Origin of the sequence: Streptomyces sp. NBC_00287 (assembly GCF_036173105.1) — a bacterium.
Classification (GTDB): Bacteria; Actinomycetota; Actinomycetes; order Streptomycetales; family Streptomycetaceae; genus Streptomyces.
This window is the reverse complement of sequence record NZ_CP108053.1, coordinates 6,723,088-6,742,160: the sequence shown is the minus strand read 5'-3', so window position 1 is coordinate 6,742,160 and position 19,073 is coordinate 6,723,088. Positions and strand designations below refer to the sequence as shown.

Genomic DNA, 19,073 nt, shown 5'->3' with positions numbered 1-19,073 from the left:
AGGGGGTTATCGAAAAGGGCTACGCCTTTTGCTTGTTGCGGCGGTTGCTGATGACCATCGAGGCCAGGACGAACAGTACGGCGATGAGGAACATGGCGGTACCGATGACATTGATCTGAACGGGCGTTCCGCGCTGAGCCGAGCCCCAGACGAACATGGGGAAGGTGACGGTCGAGCCCGCGTTGAAATTGGTGATGATGAAATCGTCGAAGGAGAGCGCGAAGGCGAGCAGCGCGCCCGCGGCGATTCCGGGTGCCGCGATCGGCAGGGTGACCCGGAGGAAGGTCTGCAGCGGGCCGGCGTAGAGATCCTGCGCGGCCTGCTCCAGCCTCGGGTCCATCGACATGACGCGCGCCTTGACGGCCGTCACGACGAAGCTGAGGCAGAACATGATGTGGGCGATGAGAATCGTCCAGAAGCCCAGCTGGACGCCCATGTTGAGGAACAGGGTGAGCAGCGAGGCGGCCATGACGACCTCGGGCATCGCCATCGGCATGAAGATCAGCGAGTTCACCGCGCCGCGCGCCCGGAACCGGTAGCGGACCAGGGCGAAGGCGATCATCGCGCCGAGGACGGTGGCGCCCAGCGTCGCCCAGAAGGCGATCTGGAGGCTCAGGGTGAGCGAGGAGCACAACCCCGAGACACCACAGGGATCGGTCCAGGCGTCGGTGGAGAATTTCTGCCACTCGTAGTTGAAGCGGCCCTTCGGGTCGTTGAAGGAGAACACCGTCACGACGACGTTGGGCAGCAGCAGATATCCGAGCGTGATGAGGCCCGCGATGACGACGAGATTGCGCCGGAGCCAGTTGACGAAGGCCATTTAAACCAGATCCTCCGTCCCCGACTTGCGGATGTAGAGCGTGACCATGATGAGGATCGCGAACATCAGGATGAAGGAGAGCGCGGCGGCCGTCGGATAGTCGAGAATCCTGAGGAACTGCGACTGGATGACATTGCCGATCATTCGGGTGTCGGTGGAGCCGAGCAGATCGGCGTTGACGTAGTCACCGGCGGCCGGGATGAAGGTGAGCAGCGTGCCGGAGACGACGCCCGGCATCGACAGCGGGAAGGTGACCTTCCGGAAGGTCGTGATGGGCTTGGCGTACAGATCGTTCGCGGCCTCGTGCAGCCGGCCGTCGATGCGCTCCAGCGAGGTGTAGAGCGGCAGGATCATGAACGGCAGGAAGTTGTACGTCAGACCGCAGACGACCGCCAGCGGGGTGGCCAGTACCCGGTCCCCCGCCGTCATCCCGAGCCAGCTGGTGACGTCCAGGACGTGCAGCGAGTTGAGCGCGCCGACGACCGGGCCGCCGTCCGCGAGGATCGTCTTCCAGGCGAGGGTGCGGATCAGGAAGCTGGTGAAGAACGGCGCGATCACCAGGATCATGATCAGGTTCCGCCAGCGGCCGGCCCGGAAGGCGATGAGATACGCCAGCGGATAGCCCAGCAGCAGACACAGGATCGTCGCGGAACCGGCGTACAGCACCGACCGCAGGAACTGCGGGTAGTACTCGGTCAGCGCGTCCCAGTAGGTGGCGAAGTGCCAGGTGACCTCGTAGCCCTGCTCCAGCGAGCCGGTCTGCACCGAGGTGGAGGCCTGGTAGACCATCGGCAGCGCGAAGAACACCAGCAGCCAGGCGAGTCCGGGCAGCAGCAGGAGGTACGGCGTCCAGCGGCCCCTCTTGCGCGGGGGCTTCTTCTCGGGGGCGGGCGCCAGGGGCGGCGCCTCGGTGACCGTCGCCATCAGACCGCCTCTTCCTCGGTGCCCGCGTCGATGTCCTGGGCGGCATCCAGGCCGAAGGTGTGCGCCGGGGACCAGTGCAGGACGACGTCGGCGCCGGGGACGAGACGGGCGTCGCGGTCGACGTTCTGGGCGTAGACCGCGAACTCGGGGCAGACCGGGCTGTCGATGACGTACTGCGTGGAGACGCCGATGAAGGACGCGTCCGCGATCTTTCCGGTGACGCGGTTGCGGCCGTCCGGGATCTCGCCGGCGTCGTCCGCGTGCGTGAGGGAGATCTTCTCCGGCCGTACGCCGACCAGCACCTTGCCGCCGGTCGTGGTGGGGGCGGAACAGCGCGCCTCGGGCAGGACGAGCTTGCCGCCGCCCGCCTTGAGGACGATGTCCTCGCCGCTCTTGGCGTCGACCTCGGCCTCGATGAGGTTGGAGGTGCCGAGGAAGTTGGCCACGAAGGTGGTCTTCGGGTTCTCGTACAGATCGGCGGGGGCGCCGAGTTGCTCGACGCGGCCCGCGTTCATCACGGCGACCGTGTCGGCCATGGTCATGGCCTCCTCCTGGTCGTGCGTGACGTGCACGAAGGTGATGCCGACCTCGGTCTGGATGCGCTTGAGCTCCAGCTGCATCTGGCGGCGCAGCTTGAGGTCGAGGGCGCCGAGCGGCTCGTCGAGGAGGAGCACCTTGGGGTGGTTGATCAGCGCGCGGGCGACCGCGACGCGCTGCTGCTGGCCGCCGGAGAGCTGATGCGGCTTCTTACGTGCCTGCTCGCCCAACTGCACGAGCTCCAGCATGTCCTCGACCTGCTTCTTCACGCTCTTGATGCCGCGTCGGCGCAGGCCGAAGGCGACGTTCTCGAAGATGTCGAGGTGCGGGAAGAGGGCGTAGGACTGGAAGACGGTGTTCACGGGCCGCTTGTAGGGCGGCAGCCGGGTCACGTCCTGGTCGCCGAGGAAGACGGTGCCGGAGGTCGGCTCCTCAAGTCCCGCGATCATGCGCAGCGTTGTGGTCTTGCCACAGCCGGAGGCGCCGAGCAGGGCGAAGAAGGAGCCCTGCGGCACGGTCAGGTCCAGCGGGTGTACGGCGGTGAAGGCGCCGTACGTCTTGCTGATGCCCGTGAGACGGACGTCGCCGGTGTTGTCGTTCTTGGTGGTCACGTCGATCACGCCCCAGTCAGCTTCGCGAACTTCGTTTCGAATTCGGTCTCTTCCTTCGAGCTCAGCGAGCGGAAGGCGCGGGACTTCGCGGCCATGGCCTTGTCGGGGATGATCAGCGGGTTGTTCGCCGCATCCTCGTCGATCTTCGCCAGCTCGTCCTTGACCCCGTCGACGGGGCAGACGTAGTTGATGTACGCGGCGAGTTCGGCGGCAGCCTTCGGCTCGTAGTAGTAGTCGATGAGCCGTTCGGCGTTGGTCTTGTGCCGGGCCTTGTTGGGGACCAGCAGGTTGTCGGTCGACGTCATGTATCCGCTGTCCGGGATGATGAAGTCGATGTCCGGGCTGTCCGCCTTGAGCTGTACGACGTCTCCGGCCCAGGCGATACAGGCGGCGAAGTCGCCGCTGGACAGGTCGGAGGTGTAGTCGTTGCCGGTGAAGCGGCGGATCTGGCCCTTGTCGACGGCCTTCTGGATACGGGCGATGGCCGCGTCGTAGTCGTCGGCGGTGAAGTTCCCCGGGTCCTTGCCCATGTCCAGCAGCGTCATGCCGATGCTGTCGCGCATCTCGGACAGGAAGCCGACCCGGCCCTTGAGCTTGGGGTTGTCGAGCAGATCGGAGATGGTCTTCACCTCGACGCCGTCCAGCGCCTTCTTGTTGTAGGCGATGACCGTCGAAATGCCCTGCCATACATACGAGTAGGCGCGCCCCGGGTCCCAGTCCGGGGAGCGGAACTGGGAGGACAGGTTGGCGTAGGCGTGCGGCAGGTTGGCCGGGTCCAGTTTCTGGACCCACCCGAGGCGGATCAGCCGGGCGGCGAGCCAGTCGGTGACGCAGATGAGGTCGCGCCCGGTGTCCTGGCCGGCCGCCAGCTGCGGCTTGATCTTGCCGAAGAACTCGACGTTGTCGTTGATGTCCTCGGTGTACTTGACCTTGATGCCGGTCCGCTCGGTGAACGCGTCGAGCGTCGGGTGGTGCTTCTCGCTCTCGTCGACGTCCATGTACTCGGTCCAGTTGGAGAAGCTGACGGACTTCTCCTTGGCCGAGTGGTCGTCGGCGGAGACGCCGCCCTCGGTCTTGCCCGCGGCCGGGATGCCGCAGGCGCTCAGCGTTCCCAGACCGCCGACCGCGAGCGCGCCGCCGGTGGAGGCGCGCAGCAGCGAACGGCGGGAGAGGGACGCCCTGCCGTTGCGGAAGCTGCGCCGCATGGCGGCCACTTGGGCCGGGGAAAGGCGGTCGGGCTCGAACTGCTCCATGCGCTTGGTGCCCTTTCGGGAGGGTGGGCGGCCGCGGGTCGGGCGGCCTGGCTGCTATCGGTCCCCGAAGATCGTGCGGTGCCAGTCCTTCCTGGCGACCGCGGTGTTGTCGAACATCACGTGCTTGATCTGCGTGTACTCCTCGAAGGAGTAGGCTGACATGTCCTTGCCGAAGCCGGACGCCTTGTACCCGCCGTGGGGCATCTCGCTGATGATCGGAATGTGGTCGTTCACCCACACACAGCCCGCCTTGATCTCACGGGTGGCGCGGTTGGCGCGGTAGACGTCCCGGCTCCAGGCGGAGGCGGCGAGGCCGTACGGGGTGTCGTTGGCGAGCGCGATCCCTTCGTCGTCGGTGTCGAAGGGCAGGACGACAAGAACAGGACCGAAGATCTCGGACTGGACGATCTCGCTGTCCTGAGCGGCATCGGCGACGAGGGTGGGCCGGTAGAAGGCGCCCTTCTTCAGCTCCCCCTGCGGGGCCTCCCCGCCGGTCACCACGCGCGCGTAGCCACGCGCCCGGTCGACGAACCCGGCGACGCGGTCGCGCTGGACGTGGGAGATGAGCGGGCCGAGGTCGGTACCGGCGGCGAAGGGGTCGCCGAGCCGGACGGTCTCCATGAGGGCGGCGGTCTTCTCGACGAACGCCTCGTACAGCGGTCGCTGGACGTACGCGCGCGTGGCGGCCGTGCAGTCCTGGCCGGTGTTGATGAGAGCGCCCGCGACGGCGCCGTTGGCGGCGGCCTCCAGGTCGGCGTCGTCGAAGACGACGAAGGGCGCCTTGCCGCCGAGCTCCAGGTGGATCCGCTTGACGGTGGCGGTGGCGATCTCGGCGACGCGCTTGCCGACGGCGGTGGACCCGGTGAAGGAGGTCATGACGACGTCCGGATGCCCGACGAGATGCTCACCCGCCTCCTTGCCGGTGCCCGTGACGATGTTGACGACACCGTCGGGGATACCCGCCTCGGTGCAGGCCTCGGCGAAGAGCAGCGAGGTCAGCGGGGTGAGCTCGGCGGGCTTGAGCACGATGGTGTTGCCCGCGGCGATCGCCGGGAGGATCTTCCAGGCGGCCATCTGGAGGGGGTAGTTCCAGGGGGCGATGGAGCCGACGACTCCGATGGGCTCGCGGCGCACGTAAGAGGTGTGATCACCGGAGTACTCACCGGCGGACTGCCCCTGAAGATGGCGGGCGGCACCCGCGAAGAACGCGGTGTTGTCGATGGTCCCCGGGACGTCGAACTCACGGGTCAGCTTCAGTGGCTTGCCGCACTGGAGGGACTCGGCGCGGGCGAACTCCTCGGCGCGTTCGGCGAGGACGGCGGCCAGCTTGTGCAGCGCGTCGGAGCGCTCGCCGGGGGTGGCGCCGGACCAGCCGGGGAAGGCGGCGCGGGCGGCGGCGACGGCGGCGTCGACGTCTTCGGTCCCCGCCAGTTCGTAGGTGAGGACCTCCTCGCCGGTGGCCGGGTCGACGACGCTGTGCGTACGGCCCGAGGTGCCCTTGGTCGCACGGCCGCCGATGTACTGCGCACCGGACGCGAAGCGCTCGTGTGCCGGGAATCGTTCCGGGGTGGTCTTGCCCGGGTTGTGCATGTCGCTCTCCTCCGCCTTCGCCCCGCTGTCCACGGGGGCGGGTGGCGTAGCTCCAGCTCGATTTGAGTGCCGATCCTGACAGAGCGGGAGTCCTCCAACAAGTGATTCCGTTGTTGCCTTTTGGTTACGCGACGGAATCTGTCGACCAGGTGTCGAGTGAACCGGAAAAAGCCAGGACGGAGTGTCAGTGGTGCGTGCCAGACTCGCGTGCATGGGAAAGATCGATTCTCGGGATGCCCTGGTCAGGGAGGTCCGCGCGGGGGCGGGGATCAAGTATCTGCACTTCTGGGGGCACCGGCCGAGGCCCGATGGCCGCATCGGTGCGAGCTGTCTGAGTCAGTGGTGGCCGTCGCCGTTCACGGTGGACGGCGTGGTGTACGCGACGGCCGAGCACTGGATGATGGCCGCAAAGGCCCGCCTGTTCGGCGACCCCAAGGCCGAGCGGAAGGTCTTGGCCGCCTCGCATCCCTCCGAGGCGAAGAACGCCGGGCGGCTGGTGCGTGGGTTCGACGAGGGGATATGGGCGCGCGAGCGGTTCGGCATCGTGGTCGAGGGCAGCGTGCAGAAGTTCGGGTCGGATGACGCGCTGCGGGGGTTTCTGCTGGGGACCGGGGAGCGGGTGCTGGTGGAGGCGAGTCCTGTGGATCGGGTGTGGGGGATCGGGCTCGCGGCGAGTGACGGGGCGGCGATGGATCCGGAGCGGTGGCGGGGGCCGAATTTGTTGGGGTTCGCGTTGATGGAGGCGCGGGAGCGGTTGCGGGGGTAGGGGTTTTTCGCCCCCGCCGCCCCTACCCGTCCCATCCCGGGGCTCCGCCCCGGACCCCGCTCCTCAAACGCCGGAGGGGCTGTTTTTAGCCCGTCCGGCGTTTGAGGACGAGGCCCCTTCAGGGCCGAAGCGGGGGTCTGGGGGCGGCAGCCCCCTGGGATGGGACGGGTAGGGGCGGCGGGGGCGAGAAGAACCCGGCGGTTCCTACGACGTGGCGATCACGAACGCCAGCATCGCCAGCCCCAGCACAATCCCCGAGGCACCACAGATCACCCCAGCCAAGGCCTGCCCCGAGTTGTTCGCCTCACCCCGCCGAACCTTCCCACGCCCCAGCAGACCGAAGACCAGCGCCAGAACGCCCGACAGAATGGCGAGCGGCCACAGACAGAAGACGGCTGCCGAGATAATCCCGAGCACAAGCGACGCCGTACCCATGCCGTTGCTGGGCATGGGATGCATCCCGGGCCAACCGTAGGCACCGGGGTAACCGTAAGGAACCTGCCCCGGCCCGTCGGGGGCAATGGGCGGCGGAGGCACGGGCTCGCCCTGGGCATACGGCGGGTGCACGGCAGGCGCGGCGAAGGGGTTCGCGGCAAAGCCCTGCGCCGGACCCGGCGGTGCGAAGGGATTGCCCGGGACGGACCCCGGCTGCGCCTGCGCCGGAGCATCCGGCATCGACGTAACCGTCTCCTGGTCATGCACCGAAGGAGCGGACCAGGCAGACGCCCCCGAGGCCACGGTATGCCCGGGCCCGTCGGCGACGCCCGACCCGCCCGGCACTGGAGGCACCCAGGGGTCCGGCTCACCCCGAGACACAGAGGCCCCCGGCGCAGGCGATGCCCAAGGGTTCGGCTCCCCCTGGGACGCAGAACCGCCCGGCGCTGGAGGCACCCAAGGCTCCGGCTCACCAGACGCAGAGACCCCCGGCGCAGGCGGCGCCCAAGGGCTCACCTCAGCCCGAGGCGCAGAACCGCCCGGCGTCAAAGGCACCGAAGAGTCCGGCCCACCCCGAGACCCGGAGCCACCCGGCGTCAAAGGCACCCAAGAGTCCGGCTCACCCCGGGCCCCGGAGCCACCCGGCATCGGAGGCGCCCAGGGACTCGGCTCCCCCCGAGACACCCCCGCGTCCTGCCCACCCTTCGTCAGCTCCACCCGCGGCCCGGCCCCATCCCCGGCCCCAGCATCCGCCGCCCCCGGCACAGCCCCAGCACCCTCCGCCGCCCCCGGCACAGACGTCTCGTCGGACATGCGCGGGCCCCCCTCCGTCTGCGTCCCGTCATGCTACGGCGCCGCCCACGACCGCAAGGCCGCGGCCTACGATGATCCCGGAGTCATCGATCAGCCGATCACCCGCGTCCCGCCGCACCCCGGCCGGGGACGCCGTTCCCGGGGAGGAACCTTGACCGACCACACCGCAACCGGCATCGCGAGCGCCTCGCGCGACCCGCACGCCTTCATCGCCGGACTGCCCAAGGCCGAACTGCATGTGCACCACGTCGGCTCCGCCTCCCCCCGCATCGTCTCGGAACTGGCCGCCCGCCACCCCGACTCCAAGGTGCCCACCGACCCCGAGGCCCTGGTCGACTACTTCACCTTCACGGACTTCGCCCACTTCATCGAGGTGTATCTGTCCGTCGTGGATCTGATCCGCACCCCGGAGGACGTACGTCTGCTGACGTACGAGGTCGCCCGGGACCTGGCCCGCCAGCAGGTGCGGTACGCCGAGCTGACCATCACCCCGTTCTCCTCCACCCGCCGCGGCATCGACGAGCGCGGCTTCATGGACGCCATAGAGGACGCCCGCAAGGCGGCGGAGGCGGAGTTCGGGACCGTACTGCGCTGGTGCTTCGACATCCCCGGCGAGGCGGGGCTGGAATCCGCCAAGGAGACCGTGCGGCTCGCCACCGACGACCGGCTGCGCCCGGAGGGCCTGGTGTCGTTCGGGCTCGGCGGCCCCGAGGTCGGCGTACCGCGGCCGCAGTTCAAGCCGTACTTCGACCGGGCCATCGCCGCAGGCCTGCGCTCCGTGCCGCACGCCGGTGAGACCACAGGACCGGAGACGGTCTGGGACGCCCTGACCCACCTGCGCGCCGAGCGCATCGGCCACGGCACCAGTTCCGCCCAGGACCCGAAGCTCCTGGCGCACCTCGCCGAGCACCGCATCGCCCTGGAGGTGTGCCCCACCTCCAACATCGCCACCCGCGCGGTCCGCACCCTCGACGAGCACCCCATCAAGGAGTTCACGCGGGCCGGCGTCCTGGTCACCATCAACTCCGACGACCCGCCGATGTTCGGCACCGACCTCAACAACGAGTACGCGGTCGCCGCCCGTCTGCTGGAGCTCGACGAGCGCGGCCTCGCCCAGCTCGCGCACAACGCCGTCGACGCGTCCTTCCTCGACGAGCCCGGCAAGGCCCGCATCAAGGCCGAGATCGACACGTACACCGCCACCTGGCTCGCCCCATGAGCCCGATCAATCACATGAGCCGCATGAACCAGACGATCACCGCCGTCGCCCACCGCGGCGACCCCTACCTCTTCCGCGAGAACACGCTCGACTCCCTGCGTTCGGCGATCAGCAGAGGCGCCGACGCCGTAGAGATCGACGTACGGCTGACCCGGGACGGCGTGCCCGTGCTGCTGCACGACGAGTCGCTGAAGCGGCTGTGGGAGCTGGACCGCCCGCTGCTCGCGCTTTCGGCGGACGAGGTACGCGAGCACACGGTCGGCAAGGTTCCGACGCTGGCCGAGGCCCTCGCCCGGACCGACGGCACCCGCGTCATGCTCGACCTGCCCGGCACACCGGATCTGCGCGCCGCGCGCCGGGTCGTGGACGTCGTACGGGAGTCGGGCGCGGCCGACCGCGTGTACTACTGCGCCGGCGCCCCCGCCATGCTCGCCGTGCGCGCCGCGGACCCGGCCGCCGAGATCGCGCTGACCTGGACGACGCTGGCGCCGCCGCGGCCCGGGCTACTGGAGGCGGTGCGGCCGCGCTGGCTCAACTACCGTTTCGGGCTGGTCGACCGAGCCCTCGCCGAGCGGGTCCATCGCGGTGGGCACCTGCTGTCGGTCTGGACCCCGGACACCCGCCGCTCGATGCGTCGGCTGATCGCCCTGGGCGTCGACTCGATCACCACGAACCGTATCGACACGCTGCACGCGCTCACACGCGCGAACGCCGCTCCACCGTCGCCGGATCGGCGGGGGTCGCGCGCGTGACGTACTGCGGCACGGGCGCGGTGTCGTCGCCGGTGTCACGGACCAGGCCGTAGCGGATCGCGCCCTGGTCGGGGCCGTAGTGGACGTCCTTGTCCGCTGCGGCCCAGTCCGTCGGCATGACGGTCAGTCCGTAGGAGGCGCCGCGCTCGTTCTGGTGCAGGGTGACGGTGCCGTCGAGGTAGAAGTACTCGTTCTGCCACATCTGCTGGGTGCCGTCGGGCAGCACGGTGTAGCCGATGTCCGGGCCGCCCATGCCGGTGACGTACCCGCGATCGGAACCGTCCCCGACGACATCGTCCATACGACGTCCGCCCCCGGACGCGACATGGAACAGCTTCCCCTTCAGCCCGGTCCAGGTCGGCATGGCGAGCCCACCGGACCGGTCGTGCGGGGCGATCTGCCAGCGCACCAGCACATAGCCCCGTCCGCTGAGCGTCACGCTCTCCCCTCGGTGCTGCATGACGGCCTTCGCGCCCCAGGTGCTGGTGAGCCCGGTCTCGGGGCGACGGGGCAGGGTGCCGGGGTCCGCGTTCGGGTCCGGCGCCTGATCGACGACGTCGACGACTGTGCCGTAGAGCTGGACCTTCCGCTGGGTCACCGACGGGGACGGAGTGGGGGTGGGGGTGGGCGACGGTGAGTGGGTGGTCACCGCCGTCTTGGGTGCTGTGGCGCGCGGGGGCGGGTCGTCGGACGGCTGGGTGACGACGTAGGCGCCGCCCGCGACGATGGTCGCGCCGGCCGTGACGGCGACGACGGGCTGGGTGAGCGCGCCCAGCACCTTGGCGGACCAGCCGACGGAGGCCGCCGCCGCGGCGGTCTTGCCGCCGAAGGCCAGGGAGAGCGTGAAGCCGACCGGAAGCGGGACGAGAGCGAGGCCGACGAGAAGCCGTTCGGCCGGTACGACGGTCTCGCGCGCGTCGCCGCAGTAGCCGCAGCCCCTGATGTGCCGGGCCAGCCGCTTGCGCCAGACCGAGTCGGGACGGCCGTTCCAGCGGGAGGTGAGTTCGCGCAGGTCGGGGCAGGCGCCGTCGAGCGCCCGGACGATGCCGCGGGCGGTCTCCAGACGTTCCTTCACCCGCTGCACACGCACCGCCGCGTGCTGCCGGCTGATCCCGGCCGCGGCCGCCAGCTCACGCCGGCTCAGCTCGCCCGCGACCTCCAGCCACCACAGCGACAGCAACTGCCGGTCCTCGTCGTCGAGCCACGGCACGGCCTCGGCGACCTCGCGCCGCTGGCCCTCGAGTCCGAGGCGCAGCACGGTCAGTTCGGCGAAGTCCTGCTGGGCCGCCGAGTCGTCGAGCGGCGCGGACTGCCGACGGCGTGCCCGGTCCCGTATCTGCCGCATGGCGATGGCGATGAGCCAGGACCGGAAGCTGTCCGGATCGCGCAGCGACCCGAGGTTGCCGACGGCCCGCAGCATGGTCTCCTGGACGACGTCGTCGACATCGGCATGCCCGTTGAGGGCCCGCCCGACGACGTTGTAGACGAGGGGAAGCCACCCCGCCACCAGCTCGTCCAGCGCACGCCGGTCCCCCGCCTGCGCGGCCGCGATGGTGGAGCGCCACTGCCTGCCGGCTGCCTCGTCCACGTACGTCCTCTCCTGTGTCGTTCCCTCTTCGTACGCGCTGTGTCAGGGAGGGGCCATGAGGGAGATCACAGGGAGGGAGACGGAGTGGGGACTCCCTCGATAACACTTTTCTCGGTCAGCGCCTCCAGCCGCTTGATCTTCCGCCGTACGAGATAGAGCGGAATCACCCCGAACACCCCGAACGCCATGTCGATCACGCTCCACCAGAAGGGAATCCCGCGGATCGGTCCGCAGATCAGGGCGAGCGGGATGATGCCGGCGCAGGCGATCATCCCGAACTCGACGACCCAGATGTTGCGGACCGGATCGCGGTAGGGCCCGTAGAAGGCGACCGCGATGACGAGATGGGCGAAGGCCAGCCAGTCCGTGCCGTAGAGCAGGAAGGGGTAGTCGGCGTCGGCGGTGTCGAGACCGAGCCGTACACGTTCGATCCACTCCATCAGCGCCGGCAGCTGGTCCCCCACCGACAGCGACTTCAACACGTCCTCGGTCCAGCGCAGTTCGTGCACCAGGGGGAAGGCCGTGGCGCCGCTCAGCACCAGACATACGACGAAGAACACCAGCCAGACGCGAATGCCCTTCAACAGGGCGGCTCTGTCGCTCATGACGGCAGCGTACGCCGTTGTTGAACATGTTCAAAAGCATGCCGGGTGTGATCTACAACCCCACGAGCGTGTTCCACCGCCTGGCGAACCCCACCCGCTCCTCCCCCGTGATGTCCCGGGCGATGGCGAGGCGCTCGCGCATGGCCGAGTCCGGGAAGATCAGGGGGTCTTCGGCGAGGGCCGCGGTCTCCTCGTCCTTCGCCGAGGCCAGGACGTCCTGGGCGGCGGGGACCGGGCAGACGTAGTTCACCCAGGCCGCCAACTCCGCCGCCACCTCGGGCTCGTAGTAGTAGTCGATCAGGCGCTCGGCGTTCGTCTTGTGGCGGGCGAGGTTGGGGACCATCAGGGACTCGGACCAGAGTTCGGCGCCCTCCTCGGGGACGACGAACTCGATGTCGGGGTCGTCCGCCTGGAGTTGGATGACATCGCCGGAGTACGCCTGGCAGGCCAGGACGTCGCCGCTGGAGAGGTCCTTGATGTAGTCGTTGCCGGTGAAGCGGCGGATATGGCCGTTGTCGACCTGTCGCTCGACCTGGTCGCACACCGTGTGGAAGTCGTCCGCCGTCCACTTCGTGATGTCGACGCCGTTGCCCTGCATCAGCAGCGCGAAGGCCTCGTCCAGGCCCGACAGCAGCGATACCCGGCCCTTCAGGTCGCTCGACCAAAGGTCCGAGACCTGCCGGATCTCCCGGCCCAATCGGCGGCGGTTGTACGCGATTCCGGTGATCCCCGACTGCCACGGCACCGTGAACTTGCGGCCGGGGTCGAAGGCCGGCGAGCGCAGCAGCGGGTCGAGGTACCGCGTCACGTTCGGCTGACGGGTGCGGTCCATCTCCTGCACCCAGCCCAGCCGTACGAACCGCGCGCACATCCAGTCGCTGATGACGATGAGATCGCGGTCCGTCTGCTGATGGTTCATCAGGGAGGGGCTGATCTTCCCGAAGAACTCGTCGTTGTCGTTGATCTCCTCGACGTAGTCCACCGAGATGCCGGTGCGCCGCTCGAACGCGTCCAGCGTGGGCCGCCTGGTCTCGTCCTCGTCGTCGACGTCTATGTACAGCGGCCAGTTCGCCCAGGTGAGCCGTCGGTCGGTGGCGGAGAGATCGGCCCCTGCCCGGTCCCCGGGCTTGACGTAGGCGGCGGGCACCCCGCACCCCGCGAGTGCGGCACCGCCCAACGCGAGCAGCAGGGACCGGCGGGAGACACGGGAGGCTTTGGGCGAGGTGGGCAGCATCCCGGCAGCATGCCGCCCGGCTCGGGAGCCGGACAATGGACGCCACGTCAAACGAAACCGCGGGTACCCGACACCTTGTCAATCGATGACGTGGTGCCGAATACCCGCGGCGCTACAACAACACTCAGCCGTCCAGCGACGTCATCACGTGCTTGATCCGCGTGTAGTCGTCGAAGCCGTACCCCGACAGGTCCTTGCCGTAGCCGGACTTCTTGAAGCCGCCGTGCGGCATCTCCGCGACCAGCGGGATGTGCGTGTTGATCCAGACGCAGCCGAAGTCCAACGTCTTCGACATCCGCATCGCCCGCCCGTGGTCCTTGGTCCACACCGAGGACGCGAGGGCGTACTCCACACCGTTCGCCCACTCGACGGCCTGCGCCTCGTCCGAGAAGGACTGGACGGTGATGACCGGCCCGAAGACCTCGTTCTGGATGATCTCGTCGTCCTGCTTGAGACCGGAGACGACGGTCGGCGCGTAGAAGTAGCCCTTGTCGCCGACCCGCTGACCGCCGGCCTCGACCTTGGCGTGCGCGGGGAGGCGCTCGATGAAGCCGGAGACCTGCTTGAGCTGGTTCGGGTTGTTCAGCGGACCGAAGAGCACGTCCTCGTCGTCCGGCTGACCCGTCTTCGTCTCGGCGGCGGCCTTCGCGAGCGCGGCCACGAACTCGTCGTGGATGGACTCCTGGACGAGCACGCGCGTGGCGGCCGTACAGTCCTGGCCGGCGTTGAAGAAGCCCGCGACGGAGATGTCCTCCACGGCCTTCGCGATGTCCGTGTCCTCGAAGACCACGACCGGCGCCTTGCCGCCCAGCTCCAGGTGGACCCGCTTGACGTCCTTGGCCGCGGACTCGGCGACCGACATGCCCGCGCGCACCGAACCGGTGATGGAGGCCATCGCCGGGACCGGGTGCTCGACCATCAGCCGGCCGGTGTCACGGTCGCCGGTGATGACGTTGAAGACGCCCTTGGGCAGGATCGAGCCGATGATGTCGGCGATCAGGACGGTCGAGGCCGGGGTGGTGTCCGACGGCTTCAGTACGACGGTGTTGCCCGCGGCGATGGCCGGGGCGAACTTCCATACGGCCATCATCATCGGGTAGTTCCACGGCGCGACCTGCGCGCAGACGCCGACCGGCTCGCGGCGGACGATGGAGGTCATCCCCTCCATGTACTCACCGGCCGAGCGCCCCTCGAGCATGCGGGCCGCACCGGCGAAGAACCGGATCTGGTCCACCATCGGCGGGATTTCCTCGGACCGGGTGAGCCCGATCGGCTTGCCGGTGTTCTCCACCTCGGCCGCGATGAGCTCCTCGGCGCGCTCCTCGAACGCGTCCGCGATCTTCAGGAGGGCCTTCTGGCGCTCGGAGGGGGTGGTGTCGCGCCAGGCGGGGAAGGCGCGGGCGGCGGCCTCCATGGCGGCGTCGACGTCCGCCTGCCCGGACAGCGGCGCGGTCGCGTACGCCTCGCCCGTCGCGGGGTTGACCACCTCGGTGGTCCGTCCGTCGGCGGCGTCGCGGAACTCACCGTCGATGTAATTGCGCAGACGACGCAGCTCGGTGCTCACTGCCGGCCTCCTGTCAGGTTCAAACTGTCCGATTGCTGAGACACCTACCCTAGTCGGCACTCCGACGTTTTCAACAGCCCCATCGGCGTCAGATCTGCGAAATCCGCAGGACTCGCTCACGTAAACAACGAATTTCATCGCCGGACCCTTGCGAAACTGTCGAGACCTCGTGCACAGTGAGCTCGTGGCCAGTCGAAGCGCAGACCCCAGGGACTCCCGCGAGTCCCCCCGCGAATCCAGGAACGGCAGCTCGCCGCATCTGGACGCGGTCTCCCTCGCCATCATCGAACAGCTCCAGGAGGACGGCCGCCGGCCGTACGCCGCCATAGGCAAGGCCGTGGGCCTCTCCGAAGCGGCCGTGCGCCAGCGCGTCCAGAAGCTGCTCGACCAGGGCGTGATGCAGATCGTCGCCGTCACGGACCCGCTCACCGTGGGCTTCCGGCGTCAGGCGATGGTCGGCATCCATGTGGAGGGGGACGTGGAGTCCGTCGCCGACGCGCTCACCGCGATGCCCGAATGCGAGTACGTGGTGATGACAGCGGGTTCCTTCGACCTGATGGTGGAGATCGTCTGCGAGGACGACGACCACCTGCTGGAAGTCATCAACCGCCGCATCCGAGCCATCCCCGGAGTGCGCTCCACCGAGAGCTTCGTCTATCTGAAGCTCAAGAAGCAGACCTACATGTGGGGAACCCGATAGCCGTGAGGACCCGATAACCGTGAGCTCCAAGGACCTCAGCCAGACCGCGTACGACCACCTGTGGATGCACTTCACCCGCATGTCCTCGTACGAGAACTCGCCCGTCCCCACCATCGTCCGGGGCGAGGGCACCTACATCTACGACGACAAGGGCAAGCGCTACCTCGACGGTCTCGCGGGCCTGTTCGTGGTCCAGGCGGGCCACGGCCGCACCGAGCTCGCCGAGACCGCCTCCAAGCAGGCGCAGGAGCTGGCCTTCTTCCCGGTCTGGTCCTACGCCCACCCCAAGGCCGTCGAGCTGGCCGAGCGGCTCGCCCACGAGGCCCCGGGCGACCTGAACAAGGTCTTCTTCACCACCGGTGGCGGCGAGGCGGTCGAGACCGCCTGGAAGCTCGCCAAGCAGTACTTCAAGCTCACCGGCAAGCCCACCAAGTACAAGGTCATCTCCCGCGCGGTCGCCTACCACGGCACCCCGCAGGGCGCCCTGTCCATCACCGGCCTGCCGGCCCTGAAGGCCCCCTTCGAGCCGCTGGTCCCGGGTGCGCACAAGGTCCCGAACACCAACATCTACCGGGCGTCGCTGTTCGGTGACGACCCCGAGGCCTTCGGCCGCTGGGCCGCCGACCAGATCGAGCAGCAGATCCTCTTCGAGGGCCCGGACACGGTCGCGGCGGTCTTCCTGGAGCCCGTACAGAACGCGGGCGGCTGCTTCCCGCCCCCGCCCGGCTACTTCCAGCGGGTCCGCGAGATCTGCGACAAGTACGACGTCCTGCTGGTCTCGGACGAGGTCATCTGCGCCTTCGGCCGGCTCGGTACGACGTTCGCCTGCGACAAGTTCGGCTACGTCCCGGACATGATCACCTGCGCCAAGGGCATGACCTCGGGCTACTCCCCGATCGGCGCCTGCATCATCTCCGACCGTCTGGCCGAGCCGTTCTACAAGGGCGACAACACCTTCCTGCACGGCTACACCTTCGGCGGCCACCCGGTCTCCGCGGCGGTCGGCCTCGCCAACCTCGACCTGTTCGAGCGCGAGGGCCTCAACCAGCACGTCCTCGACAACGAGGGCGCCTTCCGCGCCACGCTGGAGAAGCTGCACGACCTGCCGATCGTCGGCGACGTCCGCGGCAACGGCTTCTTCTACGGCATCGAGCTGGTGAAGGACAAGGCCACGAAGGAGTCCTTCAACGACGAGGAGACCGAGCGCGTCCTGTACGGCTTCCTCTCCAAGGCCCTCTTCGACAACGGCCTGTACTGCCGTGCCGACGACCGTGGCGACCCGGTCATCCAGCTCGCTCCGCCGCTGATCTCCAACCAGGACACGTTCGACGAGATCGAGCAGATCCTGCGCGGGACGCTGACGGAGGCGTGGACCAAGCTTTAACCCCCGGCGGTTCCGCGGCCCGGGTGCACCCATGCGAGTGAGAAGGGTGCACCCGGGCCGCGTGCTGTCCAGCGCCGCTGCCCCGGATCCCTAGCGTGCCTGGTAACCGATCGGCCCTGCTTTCGTTCCCCCGCACGGGGGACTGCAAGGCACTACGGACCAGAACGAGGTGTACGCCCATGGAGGCTCCGCCGGACAACGACGTGCTCTGGGCACGCTCCTTGCACTTCACACACCAGGACGGCTCACCCGCGCTGAGCGGCGTCTCGCTCGGCGTGCGCGAGGGCGAGATCCTCGCGGTGTGCGGCCCGCGCGGCAGCGGCAAGACGACCCTGCTCAGCTGCCTGGCGGGGCTGGCCCCGACGCGGCGCGGCGAGGTGTGGTTCAACAGCGTGCCGGTGCACACCATGGGCCTCGTCAGCCGCGAACGGCTGCGCCGCGACCGCTTCGGCTGGATCGACCCCGAGCCGGTGCTGGTCCCCGAGCTCAACGTCTGGGAGAACGCCGCGCTCCCCCTGATGCTGCGCGGCACCAGCCGTCGGCGCGCCAAGACGGCCGCGCTGGAGTGGCTGGAGCGCCTCGACATCGGCGACGGTGCCCGCAAGCGCCCGCGCGAACTGACCCAGGCCCAGCGTCAGCGCGTCTGCATCGCCCGCGCGCTGGCCCCTTCCCCGACGGTCCTGTTCGCCGACGAACCGACGGCCCCGCTGCACCGGGCCGACCGAGCGCATGTCCTGCGTACGCTCACGACAGCGGCCCGCTCACACGGCATCACGGTGGTCCTGGCGACCCACGACACGGAGACGGCGGCCCTGGCGGACCGCACGGTCTCGCTCCTGGACGGCCGTCGCGTGAACACGGTCCACCTGCCTCCCATGGCCGAGTCGGAAGGCCGGGCCGCGTGCTCGCTCTCCGCCTGACCCGCCGCGCCCACCCCGCCGTACAGCTGCGCCGCCTGCTGGTGTCGATGGCCTCGGCGGGCACGGGCTTCCTCCTCCTGTGCGCCCTCGGCCATGCGATGACCCACCCCGACTCCCCCGGCGCGTCCTTCCTCCGCCTCACCTGGTGCGCGGCACCGCTGGCGGCAACGGTCTACTTCGCGGTGGCGGTAGCCCGAACGGACCCCGGCACCCGCCCCCGGCCGGGCCTGGCGGCGATCGGCCTGGGCCCGGTCCGCCTGATGGCGGTAGCGGCAACAACCACGATCCTGTCCACCCTGCTCGGCTCCATGCTGGCCCTCCTCTTCTTCCTCCACTTGCGCGGCGACCTGACGGGAATGCCGTTCGACGGAGCGGCGGCGGAGTTCCTGGCGGCATCGGAACCCCTGCCACTTCCGGCGGCGCTGACCCTGCTCTGCCTGGTACCGGCGGCGGCATCCGTGTCGGTGGCGGTGACGCTACGACCACGGGAGGCGAGGCCAGCCCCAGCCGAGGGCCCGAGACGCTTCGGCCGCTTCGGGGCGTACGGCGCCTCGGGGGCACGGGAAACGTTCGGGGCGTACGGCAGATTCGGCGCCCGCCTGCGACGTACAGAGCCTGCGGGCAGTCGTGCCGCTGGGTCGGCTCCCGACCCAAAGAAGGGCGGCACCCCGCAAGCGCGGGCGAGCGAAAACCCCCCACCTGCACCGGCCTCGGACGCGCAACCAACAGCCACCCCGTCCGGCCTCCCCTGGGGCACAGCCATCCTCGCCGCAGGCCTGGCCGTAGAGGCCTACGCCAGCACCGCCACCACCACCGCCCCCATGCCAGGAGGCCTCCCCACAGGCCCCACCGCGGTGCTCCTCGGCTGGGCCCTCACCGCAGTCGGCCTCGCCCTCGCCGGCCCCGGCCTCACCCACCTCTGCGGCCGTCTCCTCCAGTCCGCCCGCCCAGGCGCCCTCCGCCTCCTCGCCGGACGGGTCCTCATGGAGGAGGCAACCCGCATCGGCCGCCCCCTCGGCGTGGTCTGCGCCGTAGCCTCCGCCGCCTACGCCATGGCCGTACTCCACGACCCCACAGCGGACGGCCGCACCCTGGGCCCCCTGACCACCCTGGGCGCGACGGTCGTCACCGGCTGCGCGATCGCCACCCTCCTCACCGCCGCCGTAGAAGCACGGCAGGCACGGGCCGACACCACGGCCGCCCTGCTCCGCCTCGGCGCCCCACCCACGATGCTCCGCAGCGCGGCCGCCCTCCGCGCAGGCGCACTGCTCACCGTCTTCGGCCCACTCACGCTGATCGTCGCCGAGCTCGCGGCACTCCCTTTGGCCCGCTGAAAAATCCGTACGAAAAAAATCTTC

Annotated in this window: 17 protein-coding genes; 7 read left to right on the top strand and 10 right to left on the bottom strand. The window is 69.3% G+C overall.

The window, feature by feature from the left end; translation table 11 throughout:
* Positions 1 to 19: 19 nt before the first annotated feature.
* The 5 genes from OHT76_RS30920 to OHT76_RS30900 are packed head-to-tail and all read right to left on the bottom strand — an operon-like array spanning position 20 to position 5,735.
* Complete coding sequence (locus OHT76_RS30920; RefSeq protein ID WP_328874132.1) at positions 20 to 820, bottom strand: ABC transporter permease; 801 nt, start codon at positions 818 to 820, stop codon at positions 20 to 22.
* A complete protein-coding gene (locus OHT76_RS30915; protein ID WP_328874131.1) occupies positions 821 to 1,744 on the bottom strand; it encodes an ABC transporter permease in 924 nt (307 codons plus the stop codon).
* Positions 1,744 to 2,901: an ABC transporter ATP-binding protein gene (locus OHT76_RS30910; protein ID WP_443049856.1), complete on the bottom strand. Its 1,158-nt coding sequence runs from the start codon at positions 2,899 to 2,901 to the stop codon at positions 1,744 to 1,746. Before OHT76_RS30910 ends, OHT76_RS30915 begins: the two co-directional genes overlap by 1 nt.
* Entirely contained in the window at positions 2,898 to 4,145 is a 1,248-nt protein-coding gene (locus tag OHT76_RS30905; protein ID WP_328874130.1) for a polyamine ABC transporter substrate-binding protein, read from the bottom strand. Before OHT76_RS30905 ends, OHT76_RS30910 begins: the two co-directional genes overlap by 4 nt.
* Before the next feature lie 54 nt (positions 4,146 to 4,199).
* Positions 4,200 to 5,735: a gamma-aminobutyraldehyde dehydrogenase gene (locus OHT76_RS30900; protein ID WP_328874129.1), complete on the bottom strand. Its 1,536-nt coding sequence runs from the start codon at positions 5,733 to 5,735 to the stop codon at positions 4,200 to 4,202.
* A 211-nt stretch (positions 5,736 to 5,946) separates the two neighbouring features.
* Between OHT76_RS30900 and OHT76_RS30895 the strand changes: the two genes are divergently transcribed.
* Positions 5,947 to 6,501: an NADAR family protein gene (locus tag OHT76_RS30895; RefSeq protein WP_328874128.1), complete on the top strand. Its 555-nt coding sequence runs from the start codon at positions 5,947 to 5,949 to the stop codon at positions 6,499 to 6,501.
* A 204-nt stretch (positions 6,502 to 6,705) separates the two neighbouring features.
* On the opposite strand, the gene OHT76_RS30890 is transcribed toward OHT76_RS30895, so the two are convergent.
* Positions 6,706 to 7,203, bottom strand: a complete 498-nt coding sequence (locus OHT76_RS30890) for a DUF4190 domain-containing protein (protein WP_328874127.1) — start codon at positions 7,201 to 7,203, stop codon at positions 6,706 to 6,708.
* A 631-nt stretch (positions 7,204 to 7,834) separates the two neighbouring features.
* Here OHT76_RS30890 and OHT76_RS30885 point away from each other — a divergent pair.
* Entirely contained in the window at positions 7,835 to 8,968 is a 1,134-nt protein-coding gene (locus OHT76_RS30885) for an adenosine deaminase (protein WP_328876660.1), read from the top strand.
* A gap of 23 nt (positions 8,969 to 8,991) precedes the next feature.
* On the top strand, positions 8,992 to 9,720 hold the full coding sequence (locus tag OHT76_RS30880) for a glycerophosphodiester phosphodiesterase (RefSeq protein ID WP_328874126.1): 729 nt from the start codon (positions 8,992 to 8,994) through the stop codon (positions 9,718 to 9,720).
* Here OHT76_RS30880 and OHT76_RS30875 read toward each other — a convergent pair.
* From OHT76_RS30875 to OHT76_RS30860, 4 genes are all read right to left on the bottom strand, one after another.
* The gene (locus tag OHT76_RS30875) at positions 9,665 to 11,308 is read right to left on the bottom strand and encodes an RNA polymerase sigma factor (RefSeq protein WP_328874125.1); all 1,644 of its coding nucleotides are present in this window, start codon (positions 11,306 to 11,308) and stop codon (positions 9,665 to 9,667) included. The genes OHT76_RS30880 and OHT76_RS30875 overlap by 56 nt on opposite strands.
* Positions 11,309 to 11,373: 65 nt before the next feature.
* Complete coding sequence (locus OHT76_RS30870) at positions 11,374 to 11,913, bottom strand: hypothetical protein (protein WP_328874124.1); 540 nt, start codon at positions 11,911 to 11,913, stop codon at positions 11,374 to 11,376.
* Between the two features lie 52 nt (positions 11,914 to 11,965).
* Complete coding sequence (locus OHT76_RS30865; RefSeq protein WP_328874123.1) at positions 11,966 to 13,147, bottom strand: polyamine ABC transporter substrate-binding protein; 1,182 nt, start codon at positions 13,145 to 13,147, stop codon at positions 11,966 to 11,968.
* A gap of 124 nt (positions 13,148 to 13,271) precedes the next feature.
* Entirely contained in the window at positions 13,272 to 14,711 is a 1,440-nt protein-coding gene (locus OHT76_RS30860) for a gamma-aminobutyraldehyde dehydrogenase (RefSeq protein ID WP_328874122.1), read from the bottom strand.
* Between the two features lie 169 nt (positions 14,712 to 14,880).
* Here OHT76_RS30860 and OHT76_RS30855 point away from each other — a divergent pair, with 169 nt between their 5' ends.
* From OHT76_RS30855 to OHT76_RS30840, 4 genes are all read left to right on the top strand, one after another.
* Positions 14,881 to 15,411 (top strand): Lrp/AsnC family transcriptional regulator, encoded by a 531-nt coding sequence (locus OHT76_RS30855; protein ID WP_328874121.1) that lies wholly within the window; start codon positions 14,881 to 14,883, stop codon positions 15,409 to 15,411.
* Positions 15,412 to 15,430: 19 nt separating this feature from the next.
* On the top strand, positions 15,431 to 16,795 hold the full coding sequence (locus tag OHT76_RS30850) for an aspartate aminotransferase family protein (RefSeq protein WP_328874120.1): 1,365 nt from the start codon (positions 15,431 to 15,433) through the stop codon (positions 16,793 to 16,795).
* A gap of 179 nt (positions 16,796 to 16,974) precedes the next feature.
* On the top strand, positions 16,975 to 17,715 hold the full coding sequence (locus OHT76_RS30845) for an ABC transporter ATP-binding protein (RefSeq protein WP_328874119.1): 741 nt from the start codon (positions 16,975 to 16,977) through the stop codon (positions 17,713 to 17,715).
* Positions 17,697 to 19,049, top strand: a complete 1,353-nt coding sequence (locus tag OHT76_RS30840) for a hypothetical protein (RefSeq protein ID WP_328874118.1) — start codon at positions 17,697 to 17,699, stop codon at positions 19,047 to 19,049. Before OHT76_RS30845 ends, OHT76_RS30840 begins: the two co-directional genes overlap by 19 nt.
* Positions 19,050 to 19,073 lie beyond the last annotated feature (24 nt).

Bases quoted from the DNA above. Each gene is read 5' to 3' on its own strand.
- OHT76_RS30920 (WP_328874132.1), bottom strand. From the start codon at position 820: ATGGCCTTCGTCAACTGGCTCCGGCGCAATCTCGTCGTCATCGCGGGC.
- OHT76_RS30915 (WP_328874131.1), bottom strand. From the start codon at position 1,744: ATGGCGACGGTCACCGAGGCGCCGCCCCTGGCGCCCGCCCCCGAGAAG.
- OHT76_RS30905 (WP_328874130.1), bottom strand. From the start codon at position 4,145: ATGGAGCAGTTCGAGCCCGACCGCCTTTCCCCGGCCCAAGTGGCCGCC.
- OHT76_RS30900 (WP_328874129.1), bottom strand. From the start codon at position 5,735: ATGCACAACCCGGGCAAGACCACCCCGGAACGATTCCCGGCACACGAG.
- OHT76_RS30895 (WP_328874128.1), top strand. From the start codon at position 5,947: ATGGGAAAGATCGATTCTCGGGATGCCCTGGTCAGGGAGGTCCGCGCG.
- OHT76_RS30880 (WP_328874126.1), top strand. From the start codon at position 8,992: ATGAACCAGACGATCACCGCCGTCGCCCACCGCGGCGACCCCTACCTC.
- OHT76_RS30870 (WP_328874124.1), bottom strand. From the start codon at position 11,913: ATGAGCGACAGAGCCGCCCTGTTGAAGGGCATTCGCGTCTGGCTGGTG.
- OHT76_RS30865 (WP_328874123.1), bottom strand. From the start codon at position 13,147: ATGCTGCCCACCTCGCCCAAAGCCTCCCGTGTCTCCCGCCGGTCCCTG.
- OHT76_RS30845 (WP_328874119.1), top strand. From the start codon at position 16,975: ATGGAGGCTCCGCCGGACAACGACGTGCTCTGGGCACGCTCCTTGCAC.